10 protein-coding genes are annotated in these 11,495 nt (G+C 52.5%); 9 read left to right on the top strand and 1 reads right to left on the bottom strand.

The window, feature by feature from the left end; all coding sequences use genetic code 11:
* Positions 1–112: 112 nt before the first annotated feature.
* Positions 113–907 (bottom strand): type I methionyl aminopeptidase, encoded by a 795-nt coding sequence (gene map, locus ACMWJS_RS21755; RefSeq protein ID WP_045415354.1) that lies wholly within the window; start codon positions 905–907, stop codon positions 113–115.
* Between the two features lie 321 nt (positions 908–1,228).
* Here map and rpsB point away from each other — a divergent pair, with 321 nt between their 5' ends.
* The 9 genes from rpsB (at position 1,229) to bamA (ending at position 11,445) form a co-directional block, all read left to right on the top strand.
* Positions 1,229–1,954 carry a 30S ribosomal protein S2 gene (gene rpsB / locus ACMWJS_RS21750; protein ID WP_013095653.1) on the top strand — a complete coding sequence of 242 codons (726 nt, stop codon included), beginning with the start codon at positions 1,229–1,231 and terminating at the stop codon, positions 1,952–1,954.
* A gap of 117 nt (positions 1,955–2,071) precedes the next feature.
* On the top strand, positions 2,072–2,923 hold the full coding sequence (gene tsf / locus ACMWJS_RS21745; protein ID WP_014830708.1) for a translation elongation factor Ts: 852 nt from the start codon (positions 2,072–2,074) through the stop codon (positions 2,921–2,923).
* Positions 2,924–3,073: 150 nt separating this feature from the next.
* Positions 3,074–3,799, top strand: coding sequence for a UMP kinase (gene pyrH, locus ACMWJS_RS21740; RefSeq protein ID WP_008501910.1), 726 nt, complete (start codon positions 3,074–3,076; stop codon positions 3,797–3,799).
* Between the two features lie 167 nt (positions 3,800–3,966).
* On the top strand, positions 3,967–4,524 hold the full coding sequence (gene frr, locus ACMWJS_RS21735) for a ribosome recycling factor (protein WP_008501909.1): 558 nt from the start codon (positions 3,967–3,969) through the stop codon (positions 4,522–4,524).
* Positions 4,525–4,617: 93 nt separating this feature from the next.
* Entirely contained in the window at positions 4,618–5,817 is a 1,200-nt protein-coding gene (gene ispC, locus ACMWJS_RS21730; RefSeq protein ID WP_262752769.1) for a 1-deoxy-D-xylulose-5-phosphate reductoisomerase, read from the top strand.
* A 186-nt stretch (positions 5,818–6,003) separates the two neighbouring features.
* Positions 6,004–6,762 carry a (2E,6E)-farnesyl-diphosphate-specific ditrans,polycis-undecaprenyl-diphosphate synthase gene (ispU, locus tag ACMWJS_RS21725; protein WP_045907835.1) on the top strand — a complete coding sequence of 253 codons (759 nt, stop codon included), beginning with the start codon at positions 6,004–6,006 and terminating at the stop codon, positions 6,760–6,762.
* Positions 6,763–6,774: 12 nt separating this feature from the next.
* Positions 6,775–7,632: a phosphatidate cytidylyltransferase gene (gene cdsA, locus ACMWJS_RS21720; RefSeq protein WP_063620841.1), complete on the top strand. Its 858-nt coding sequence runs from the start codon at positions 6,775–6,777 to the stop codon at positions 7,630–7,632.
* Between the two features lie 11 nt (positions 7,633–7,643).
* A complete protein-coding gene (rseP, locus tag ACMWJS_RS21715; protein WP_024907524.1) occupies positions 7,644–8,996 on the top strand; it encodes a sigma E protease regulator RseP in 1,353 nt (450 codons plus the stop codon).
* Between the two features lie 31 nt (positions 8,997–9,027).
* Positions 9,028–11,445, top strand: coding sequence for an outer membrane protein assembly factor BamA (bamA, locus tag ACMWJS_RS21710; RefSeq protein WP_032644134.1), 2,418 nt, complete (start codon positions 9,028–9,030; stop codon positions 11,443–11,445).
* Positions 11,446–11,495 lie beyond the last annotated feature (50 nt).

Genomic DNA, 11,495 nt, shown 5'->3' with positions numbered 1-11,495 from the left:
GGGTGGGAAGGGCTGTGTTAGCATACTGTTCGGGTAAAAGATTACTCATCGTGCGCCACCCATAAGAAAAAGCTATAGCCATTAAAAAAGCCGGCATTTGCCGGCTTTTTTATCATTCGTCGTGCGTCAGTATCGCCGGGATGGTGTCATCCTTGCGCAACGTCATAATTTCGCAGCCGTTGTCTGTTACCACAATAGTATGCTCGTACTGCGCAGACAAGCTTCTGTCTTTGGTTTTCACCGTCCAGCCGTCTTTCATGGTCCGGATGCGGTAATCACCCGCGTTGACCATTGGCTCAATGGTAAAGGTCATGCCTTTTTGCAGCACCACGCCGCCGTCATCGGCATCATAGTGCAGAACCTGCGGCTCTTCGTGGAAGACGCGACCAATGCCGTGACCGCAGTACTCGCGCACCACGGAGAACCCTTCTGCTTCGACAAATTTCTGGATTGCCGCACCGATGGTGCGCAGGCGAATACCCGGTTTCACCATTTTCAGCGCCAGGTAGAGGCTGTCCTGGGTAACTTTGCACAGACGCTCGCCAAGAATGGTCGGCTTGCCAACGATGAACATTTTTGAGGTGTCACCGTGGTACTCGTCTTTAATGACGGTCACGTCGATGTTAACGATGTCGCCGTCTTTCAGCAGTTTTTCATCGTCCGGAATACCGTGACACACCACTTCATTAATAGAGATGCAGACGGATTTCGGGAAACCGTGGTAGCCGAGGCAGGCGGAAACCGCGTGCTGCTCGTTCACGATATAGTCGTTACAGATGCGGTCCAGTTCACCGGTGCTGACGCCCGGCTTCACGAACGGCTCGATCATTTCCAGCACTTCCGCGGCCAGACGACCGGCGATGCGCATCTTTTCAATTTCTTCAGGTGTCTTAATAGAGATAGCCATGTAATCTGTCCATCGGTGTCGATTTTTTCGACAATACTAGTCTAAGTGTCGTCAATGGTATCAGTCAGGCACGCTTCGTGCCAAATTGAGAATCATTAACAGCACACTCCGCCAACAACTGTTGGTTTCTGGTCGTGTTTTGTGGTATAAAGCGCGCCGGACTTCCGATCCATCTCAGATACACAGGCTGGACGGGAGCGACAAATCTCACTTTGTGTAACAACACACACGTATCGGCACATATTCCGGGGTGCCCTTCGGGGTCGGTAATATGGGATACGTGGAGGCATAACCCCAACTTTCAATATAGAGGTTTTAAACATGGCAACTGTTTCCATGCGCGACATGCTCAAGGCTGGTGTTCACTTTGGTCACCAGACCCGTTACTGGAACCCGAAAATGAAGCCTTTCATCTTCGGCGCACGTAACAAAGTTCACATCATCAACCTTGAGAAAACGGTACCAATGTTCAACGAAGCCCTGGCTGAGCTGAACAAGATCGCTTCCCGTAAAGGTAAGATTCTGTTCGTTGGTACTAAGCGCGCTGCAAGCGAAGCTGTGAAAGATGCTGCTAACAGCTGCGACCAGTTCTTCGTGAACCATCGCTGGTTGGGCGGCATGCTGACCAACTGGAAAACTGTTCGTCAGTCCATCAAGCGCCTGAAAGATCTGGAAACCCAGTCTCAGGACGGTACTTTCGACAAGCTGACTAAGAAAGAAGCGCTGATGCGCACTCGTGAACTGGACAAGCTGGAAAACAGCCTGGGCGGTATCAAAGATATGGGCGGCCTGCCAGACGCGCTGTTCGTAATCGATGCAGACCACGAGCACATCGCAATCAAAGAAGCTAACAACCTGGGTATCCCGGTATTCGCTATCGTTGATACCAACTCCGATCCGGACGGTGTTGACTTCGTTATCCCGGGTAACGACGACGCAATCCGTGCTGTTAGCCTGTACCTGAGCGCTGTAGCTGCTACCGTTCGTGAAGGCCGTTCCCAGGATCTGGCTTCTCAGGCGGAAGAAAGCTTCGTAGAAGCTGAATAATAAGGTTTTACCCCTTATTAGTACCGTGTATGAATAGGGGCCCATTACCGGCCCCTTTTTTCAATTTACACTGTTTGGCCCCCGGCCGGGCAGTTCACATCTCCCGAGGATTTAAGAATGGCTGAAATTACCGCATCCCTGGTAAAAGAGCTGCGCGAGCGTACTGGCGCAGGCATGATGGATTGCAAAAAAGCGCTGACTGAAGCGAACGGCGACATCGAGCTGGCAATCGAAAACATGCGTAAATCCGGTGCGATCAAAGCAGCTAAAAAAGCAGGCAACGTTGCTGCTGACGGCGTGATCATCACTAAAATCGACGGCACCTACGGCATCATTCTGGAAGTTAACTGCCAGACTGACTTCGTTGCTAAAGATGGTGGTTTCCAGGCATTTGCTAACAAAGTTCTGGACGCAGCGGTTGCTGGCAAAATCACTGACGTTGAAGTTCTGAAAGCACAGTTCGAAGAAGAACGTGTTGCGCTGGTTGCTAAAATCGGTGAGAACATCAACATCCGTCGCGTTGCTTCTCTGGAAGGCGACGTTCTGGGCTCTTACCAGCACGGTGCACGTATCGGTGTTCTGGTTGCGGCTAAAGGCGCTGACGAAGAGCTGGTTAAACAACTGGCAATGCACATCGCTGCAAGCAAGCCAGAATTCGTTAAGCCAGAAGACGTGTCTGCTGAAGTGGTAGAGAAAGAGTACCAGGTTCAGCTGGACATCGCGATGCAGTCTGGTAAACCAAAAGAAATCGCAGAGAAAATGGTTGAAGGCCGCATGAAGAAATTCACCGGCGAAGTTTCTCTGACTGGCCAGCCATTCGTTATGGATCCAAGCAAGTCTGTTGCTCAGCTGCTGAAAGAGCACAACGCTGACGTAACTGGCTTCATCCGCTTCGAAGTGGGCGAAGGCATCGAGAAAGTTGAGACTGACTTCGCAGCAGAAGTTGCTGCAATGTCCAAGCAGTCTTAATGATTGAAAAGGAGCCGCCTGAGGGCGGCTTCTTTTTGTCACCCGTCACAGGAAATCAGACAGGCTCCAGTATCGCTGTACTGATTTGCGGCATATCATGTCGCCAGAATTAACCCCCATCTTAATCGTTGACAGTCTCAGGAAAGAAACATGGCTACCAATGCAAAACCCGTGTACAAACGCATTCTGCTTAAGCTGAGTGGCGAAGCGCTGCAGGGATCGGAAGGCTTCGGTATTGACGCAAGCATCCTTGATCGCATGGCACAGGAAATCAAAGAACTGGTCGAACTGGGCATCCAGGTTGGCGTGGTCATTGGCGGTGGCAACCTTTTCCGTGGTGCTGGTCTGGCGAAAGCGGGGATGAACCGCGTTGTGGGCGACCACATGGGTATGCTGGCAACCGTGATGAATGGCCTGGCGATGCGTGATGCGCTCCATCGCGCCTATGTGAACGCCCGCCTGATGTCCGCGATCCCCCTGAATGGCGTATGCGATAATTACAGCTGGGCAGAAGCTATCAGCCTGCTGCGCAACAACCGCGTGGTGATCCTCTCCGCCGGTACGGGTAACCCGTTCTTTACGACCGATTCCGCTGCCTGCCTGCGCGGTATCGAGATCGAAGCTGATGTGGTACTGAAAGCGACCAAAGTCGATGGCGTGTTTACTGCCGACCCGGCAAAAGATCCTTCTGCAACCATGTACGATCAGCTGAGCTACAGCGAAGTGCTGGATAAAGAGCTGAAAGTGATGGATCTTGCCGCCTTCACGCTGGCTCGTGACCACAAACTGCCGATCCGTGTCTTCAACATGAACAAACCTGGCGCACTGCGTCGCGTGGTCATGGGCGAAAAAGAAGGCACTTTGATCACGGAATAATTTCCGTTGACGATAAATACAGGTAAGATTCCGCTTTATTTTGTAGTGGTATCTTACCCGGGCGCGCCTTTGGCGTTGTCATGAATTAAACGCGACTATACTTAGCACACCTGTAGCGCTGTGCTGGCGGATAGTCTGCCTGAGACAAGTTTTCAAGGATTCGTAACGTGATTAACGACATCAGAAAAGATGCTGAAGTACGCATGGAAAAATGCGTAGAAGCGTTCAAAACCCAAATCAGCAAAATCCGTACTGGCCGTGCTTCCCCAAGCCTGCTGGATGGTATCATCGTCGAGTACTACGGTACGCCAACCCCTCTGCGTCAGCTGGCGAGCGTGACGGTAGAAGATACCCGTACGCTGAAAATCAACGTATTCGATCGTTCTATGGGCCCGGCGGTTGAGAAAGCGATCATGGCGTCTGACCTCGGTCTGAACCCAAGCTCTGCGGGTGCTGACATCCGCGTTCCACTGCCACCGCTGACCGAAGAGCGTCGTAAAGACCTGATCAAAGTGGTGCGTGGCGAAGCTGAGCAGGGTCGTGTCTCCGTGCGTAACGTTCGCCGCGACGCGAACGATAAAGTCAAAGCGCTGCTGAAAGAAAAAGAGATCAGTGAAGATGACGATCGTCGTTCCCAGGATGACATTCAGAAAATGACTGACGCTGCCATCAAGAAAATTGATGCGGCGCTGGCAGATAAAGAAGCGGAACTGATGCAGTTCTGATTTCTGTCGTACACTGATAAACGCCGTTCAGAGAGACTTAGGGTCTTGCTGGCGGCGTTTTGCTTTTATCTGGTCTAACTTTTCGGGCATCTCATGAAGCATTTAACACTCCTCGGCTCAACCGGCTCTATCGGTTGCAGTACTCTCGACGTCGTTCGCCATAATCCTGAACTTTACACCGTGACAGCGCTGGTGGCTGGTAAGAATGTGCAGCGAATGGTTGAGCAGTGCCTGGAGTTTACGCCCCGCTATGCGGTGATGGATGACGAAGAGAGCGCGCGCCTGCTGAAAGCACAGCTGCTTGAGAAGGGCAGCCGAACAGAGGTGCTGAGTGGTCAACAGGCGGCCTGCGAGATGGCGGCGCTGGATGACGTGGATCAGGTGATGGCGGCCATCGTCGGGGCGGCAGGATTATTGCCGACGCTTGCCGCGATTGATGCCGGTAAGGACGTTCTGCTGGCCAATAAAGAGTCGCTGGTGACCTGCGGACGCCTGTTTATGGAGGCGGTGAAGCAGCACGGGGCGCGTCTTTTGCCCGTCGACAGCGAGCACAACGCGATTTTTCAGAGTTTGCCGCAACCTTTTCAACAGAACCTGGGGTACGCTGACCTGGAGCAGAATGGCGTCGTGTCTATTCTGCTTACCGGGTCTGGTGGCCCGTTCCGTGAAACGCCACTGTCTGAACTGCGTGCCATGACGCCGGATCAGGCGTGCCGTCATCCGAACTGGTCGATGGGGCGTAAAATCTCCGTTGACTCTGCCACCATGATGAACAAAGGTCTGGAATACATTGAAGCGCGCTGGCTGTTCAATGCGTCAGCGAAACAGATGGAAGTACTGATTCACCCACAATCGGTGATTCATTCGATGGTGCGTTATCAGGATGGCAGCGTGTTGGCGCAGTTGGGTGAACCGGATATGCGTACGCCAATTGCCCATTCCATGGCGTGGCCGAATCGAGTGAAGTCCGGCGTGAAGCCGCTTGATTTCTGCAAGCTAAGTTCCCTGACGTTCAGTGAGCCAGACTACGACCGTTACCCTTGTCTGCAGCTTGCGATGACGGCCTTTGACCAGGGGCAGGCGGCGACAACGGCACTGAATGCAGCCAATGAAATTACCGTTGAAGCATTTCTGAATCAGCAAATTCGTTTTACCGATATCGCGGCGTTGAATTTAGCGGTACTGGAGATGATGGATTTGCGCGAACCACAGAGCGTGGAAGAGGTGCTGGCGGTGGATGCAGCTGCGCGTAATATTGCGCGCCAACAGGTGACACGTCTCGCAAGCTGGTGATAAAGCAACCACTAGTCGTCGTGCTATTTGTTAGCGTTGGGCTTCAGTGATATAGTCTGCGCCACCTGATCGCAGGTATTTGACTTTACGTGGTCAGGTGAGCCGTGGTTTGACACGGCTTTTTTATGTATCGGCTTCAGTATTCCTGAGTACCGTTAAATCCTTTTCAGGGACAAAAAACGCGTTATGTTGTCTGCGAATCAACCAATAAGCGAAAACTTGCCAGCGCATGGCTGCCGTCATGTAGCAATCATTATGGATGGCAATGGCCGCTGGGCGAAAAGACAAGGGAAAATACGAGCCTTTGGGCATAAAGCTGGGGCGAAATCTGTTCGCCGCGCCGTTTCTTTTGCCGCCAATAACGGCATTGATGCGTTAACGCTCTATGCTTTTAGCAGTGAAAACTGGAATCGACCACTGCAGGAAGTGACTGCGTTGATGGAATTGTTTGTGTGGGCGCTAGACAGCGAAGTAAAAAGCCTGCACCGCCACAACGTCCGCCTGCGTATCATTGGCGATACCAGTCGTTTTAACTCACGTTTGCAGGAACGGATTCGCAAAGCAGAAGCGCTGACGGAAAATAATACCGGACTGACGCTGAATATTGCGGCGAATTACGGCGGACGCTGGGATATTATCCAGGGCGTTCGGCGTCTGGCCGAACAGGTTCAGGAAGGGCTGTTGAGACCCGACCAAATTGATGAAGAGGCGCTGAGCAAGCAAATCTGCATGAATGAACAGGCACCTGTGGATTTGGTAATTAGGACAGGGGGGGAACATCGCATAAGTAACTTTTTGATATGGCAAATTGCCTATGCTGAACTTTACTTTACGGATGTTCTTTGGCCCGATTTTGATGAACAAGACTTTGAAGGTGCGCTGCATGCCTTTGCCAATCGAGAGCGTCGTTTCGGCGGCACCGAGCCTGGTGGCGATAACGCCTGATGGGGGTAGCTTTTGCTGAAGTATCGCCTGATTTCCGCTTTTGTATTAATACCCATTGTCATTGCGGCGCTGTTTTTACTGCCCCCGGTGGGATTCGCTATTGTTACGCTGGTGGTGTGTATGCTCGCCGCGTGGGAATGGGGACAGTTTAGCGGCTTTACCTCGCGCACGCAGCGAGTATGGCTTGCGGTACTGTGTGGCTTTATCCTGGCCATAATGCTGTTTATGTTGCCTGAATATCATCATGATATTCATCAGCCCCTGGTGGCCGGTTCCTTGTGGATATCGTTGGCCTGGTGGGTGGCCGCGCTGTTGCTGGTGCTGTTTTATCCCGGCTCCGCGGCGTTATGGCGTCATTCAAAAGTGCTGCGACTGATTTTTGGTTTGCTCACCATTATTCCTTTTTTCTGGGGTATGGTTGCGCTGCGCGCCTGGCACTACGACGAAAACCACTACAGCGGTGCGATCTGGCTGCTTTATGTGATGATTCTCGTCTGGGGGGCTGACTCCGGGGCCTATATGTTTGGTAAACTGTTTGGCAAACATAAGCTGGCGCCGAAGGTTTCTCCGGGCAAAACCTGGCAAGGATTCATCGGCGGTTTGTTTACGGCCGCGATCATCTCCTGGGGCTACGGCGTCTGGGCGAATCTTGAAGTGGCACCGTCAATACTGCTGGTGTGCTCGATTTTTGCTGCGCTTGCCTCCGTGCTCGGTGATTTAACCGAAAGTATGTTCAAGCGTGAAGCAGGGATTAAGGACAGTGGACACCTGATTCCAGGGCATGGCGGTATACTGGATCGCATTGATAGCCTGACAGCGGCTGTTCCCGTGTTTGCGTGTTTGCTTTTACTGGTATTCGGGACGATTTAACGGAAGGTTTTATGCTGAGCATTCTCTGGAATCTGGCGGCGTTCATAGTTGCACTGGGTGTACTGATTACCGTGCATGAATTTGGCCATTTCTGGGTTGCTCGCCGCTGTGGTGTGCGCGTAGAGCGGTTTTCCATCGGTTTTGGTAAATCACTCTGGACGCGCACCGATCGCCACGGCACGGAATTTGTCATCGCCCTTATCCCGCTGGGCGGCTACGTCAAAATGCTCGACGAACGCGTCGAGCCTGTCGCGCCTGAGCTGCGACACAGCGCATTCAACAATAAAACCGTTGGACAACGCGCCGCCATCATCGCTGCCGGACCGGTAGCCAACTTCATCTTTGCGATTTTCGCTTACTGGCTGGTGTTTATCATCGGCGTCCCTGGCGTACGTCCCGTGGTCGGTGAAATTGCCCCCAACTCCATCGCGGCGAGTGCGCAAATTACATCCGGGATGGAACTTAAAGCGATTGATGGTATCGAAACCCCTGATTGGGATGCCGTGCGACTGCAGCTGGTTGCTAAAATTGGCGATCCGCAGACCACCATCAGCGTATCGCCGTTTGGGTCAGACGCCCGTCAGGACAAAGTGCTCGATTTACGTCACTGGCGTTTCGAGCCGGACAAAGAGGATCCCGTCGCTGCGCTGGGCATTCGTCCACGCGGCGCACAGATCGAGCCGGTATTAGCCGAAGTCCAGGCCAACTCGGCGGCGAGCAAAGCGGGTTTGCAAGCAGGCGACAGGATCGTTAAAGTCGATGGTCAACCATTAACAGAGTGGATGACCTTTGTTACTCTGGTGCGCGATAATCCGGGTACGTCTCTCGCGCTGGAAGTTGAAAGGCAGGGCAGTCCGCTTTCGCTGACGCTGATCCCGGATACGAAGTCGGTCGGCAAGAAGGCAGAAGGGTTTGCAGGCGTTGTGCCAAAAGTGATCCCGCTGCCAGATGAGTACAAGACAATACGCCAGTATGGGCCGTTCAGCGCCATCCTTGAAGCCACGGATAAAACATGGCAACTGATGAAGCTGACGGTCAACATGTTGGGGAAATTGATAACCGGTGATGTGAAACTGAACAACCTCAGTGGGCCAATTTCGATTGCTCAGGGGGCTGGGATGTCAGCGGAATTCGGGGTGATTTACTATCTCATGTTCCTCGCGCTCATTAGCGTGAACCTTGGGATAATCAACCTGTTCCCGCTTCCCGTTTTAGACGGGGGTCATCTGCTGTTTTTAGCGATTGAAAAGCTAAAAGGCGGACCGGTATCCGAGCGAGTTCAAGACTTTAGTTATCGCATTGGCTCGATTTTGCTGGTGCTGTTAATGGGGCTTGCACTTTTCAATGATTTCTCTCGGTTGTAAGAGAGTTAGTTAGGAAGAACGCATAATAACGATGGCGATGAAAAAGTTGCTCATAGCGTCGCTGCTGTTTAGCAGCGCCACCGTATACGGTGCTGACGGGTTCGTAGTGAAAGACATTCATTTCGAAGGCCTTCAGCGTGTCGCCGTTGGTGCGGCCCTCCTCAGTATGCCTGTGCGCCCCGGCGATACGGTTAATGATGATGATATCAGTAACACCATCCGTGCTCTGTTTGCCACCGGCAACTTCGAGGATGTCCGCGTCCTGCGCGATGGTGATACGCTGCTGGTACAGGTAAAAGAACGTCCAACGATCGCCAGTATCACTTTCTCCGGCAACAAGTCGGTGAAAGATGACATGCTCAAGCAAAACCTTGAAGCATCCGGTGTTCGTGTGGGGGAGTCTCTGGACCGCACAACCCTTTCAGACATTGAAAAAGGTCTGGAAGACTTCTACTACAGCGTCGGTAAATACAGCGCCAGCGTGAAAGCGGTTGTTACTCCGCTGCCACGTAACCGTGTTGACCTGAAGCTGGTCTTCCAGGAAGGTGTTTCTGCGAAGATCCAGCAGATCAACATTGTCGGCAACCACGCGTTCAGCACCGACGAACTGATCTCCACCTTCCAGCTGCGCGATGAAGTGCCGTGGTGGAACGTGGTGGGCGATCGTAAATACCAGAAACAGAAACTGGCGGGCGACCTTGAAACCCTGCGCAGCTACTATCTGGATCGTGGTTACGCGCGTTTCAATATCGACTCGACTCAGGTGAGTCTGACGCCGGACAAGAAAGGCATCTACATTACGATCAACATCACTGAAGGCGATCAGTACAAGCTTTCGGGTGTTGAGGTGAGTGGTAACCTGGCGGGGCATTCTGCTGAAATCGAATCGCTGACCAAAATTCAGCCAGGCGATCTCTATAGCGGTTCCAAGGTCACCAAAATGGAAGACAGCATTAAGAAGCTGCTCGGCCGCTATGGTTATGCCTACCCGCGCGTACAGACTCAGCCGGAAATCAATGACGCGGATAAAACCGTTAAGCTGCACGTGAATGTTGACGCGGGTAACCGTTTCTACGTGCGTAAGATCCGCTTCGTCGGTAACGACACCTCCAAAGACTCCGTTCTGCGTCGCGAAATGCGTCAGATGGAAGGCGCATGGTTAGGTAGCGATCTCGTTGATCAGGGTAAAGAGCGTCTGAACCGTCTGGGCTATTTTGAAACGGTGGACACCGACACCCAGCGCGTACCGGGCAGCCCGGATCAGGTTGATGTCGTTTATAAAGTGAAAGAGCGTAACACCGGTAGCTTCAACTTCGGTGTAGGCTACGGTACCGAAAGCGGCGTCAGCTTCCAGGTCGGCGTGCAGCAGGATAACTGGCTGGGTACGGGTTACTCTGTCGGAATTAACGGTACCAAAAACGACTACCAGACCTACTCTGAGTTCTCTGTAACGAACCCATACTTCACCGTTGACGGTGTGAGCCTGGGCGGTCGTATCTTCTATAACGACTTTAAAGCAGACGATGCGGATCTGTCCTCGTATACCAACAAGAGTTACGGTGTGGACGGTACGCTTGGCTTCCCGATCAACGAATACAACACCCTGCGTGCGGGCTTAGGTTACGTGCATAACGACCTTTCCAATATGCAACCGCAGGTGGCGATGTGGCGTTATCTGGACTCGATTGGTCAGTCAACCAGCAAAGATGGCCATGATAATGGCTTCGCGGCGGATGACTTCACCTTCAACTACGGCTGGACCTATAACCGTCTCGACCGTGGCTACTTCCCAACGGAAGGTTCTCGCGTCAACCTGAACGGTAAAGTCACCGTCCCGGGCTCCGATAACGAGTTCTATAAGGTGACGCTGGATACTGCGTCCTACTTCCCGATCGATGACGATCATAAGTGGGTGGTTCTGGGTCGTACCCGCTGGGGCTATGGTGATGGTTTAGGCGGCAAAGAACTGCCGTTCTATGAAAACTTCTATGCCGGTGGTTCCAGTACCGTTCGTGGCTTCCAGTCCAACAACATTGGTCCGAAAGCGGTCTATTACGGCGGTAACGATAAGGATAATTGTAATAAATCCTCGTCTTCTGAGGTTTGTAGCTCCAATGACGCGGTGGGCGGTAACGCGATGGCCGTTGCGAGCCTGGAGTTCATTACCCCAACGCCGTTTATCAGCGATAAATACGCGAACTCCGTCCGTACGTCCTTCTTCTGGGATGCCGGTACGGTGTGGGATACTAACTGGCAGAATACGGCCCAGATGCGCGCAGAAGGCATTCCTGACTACAGCGATCCGAGCAATATTCGCATGTCTGCCGGTATCGCATTACAATGGATGTCACCGCTGGGGCCGTTGGTCTTCTCTTACGCCCAGCCGTTTAAGAAATATGATGGAGATAAGTCGGAGCAATTCCAGTTTAACATTGGTAAAACCTGGTAATAATCCGCAGCAAAGGAATGCGTTGGCAGTGTAGCGCTGACAACTGGCGA

The sequence above is a fragment of the Enterobacter sp. HK-058-C-ECC genome (assembly GCF_047531125.1).
Classification (GTDB): Bacteria; Pseudomonadota; Gammaproteobacteria; order Enterobacterales; family Enterobacteriaceae; genus Enterobacter; species Enterobacter quasiroggenkampii.
Note: the sequence above shows the minus strand (reverse complement) of the source record. Positions and strands in the feature narration are given on the sequence as shown.

Bases quoted from the DNA above. Each gene is read 5' to 3' on its own strand.
- map (WP_045415354.1), bottom strand. From the start codon at position 907: ATGGCTATCTCTATTAAGACACCTGAAGAAATTGAAAAGATGCGCATC.
- rpsB (WP_013095653.1), top strand. From the start codon at position 1,229: ATGGCAACTGTTTCCATGCGCGACATGCTCAAGGCTGGTGTTCACTTT.
- tsf (WP_014830708.1), top strand. From the start codon at position 2,072: ATGGCTGAAATTACCGCATCCCTGGTAAAAGAGCTGCGCGAGCGTACT.
- pyrH (WP_008501910.1), top strand. From the start codon at position 3,074: ATGGCTACCAATGCAAAACCCGTGTACAAACGCATTCTGCTTAAGCTG.
- ispC (WP_262752769.1), top strand. From the start codon at position 4,618: ATGAAGCATTTAACACTCCTCGGCTCAACCGGCTCTATCGGTTGCAGT.
- ispU (WP_045907835.1), top strand. From the start codon at position 6,004: ATGTTGTCTGCGAATCAACCAATAAGCGAAAACTTGCCAGCGCATGGC.
- rseP (WP_024907524.1), top strand. From the start codon at position 7,644: ATGCTGAGCATTCTCTGGAATCTGGCGGCGTTCATAGTTGCACTGGGT.
- bamA (WP_032644134.1), top strand. From the start codon at position 9,028: ATGGCGATGAAAAAGTTGCTCATAGCGTCGCTGCTGTTTAGCAGCGCC.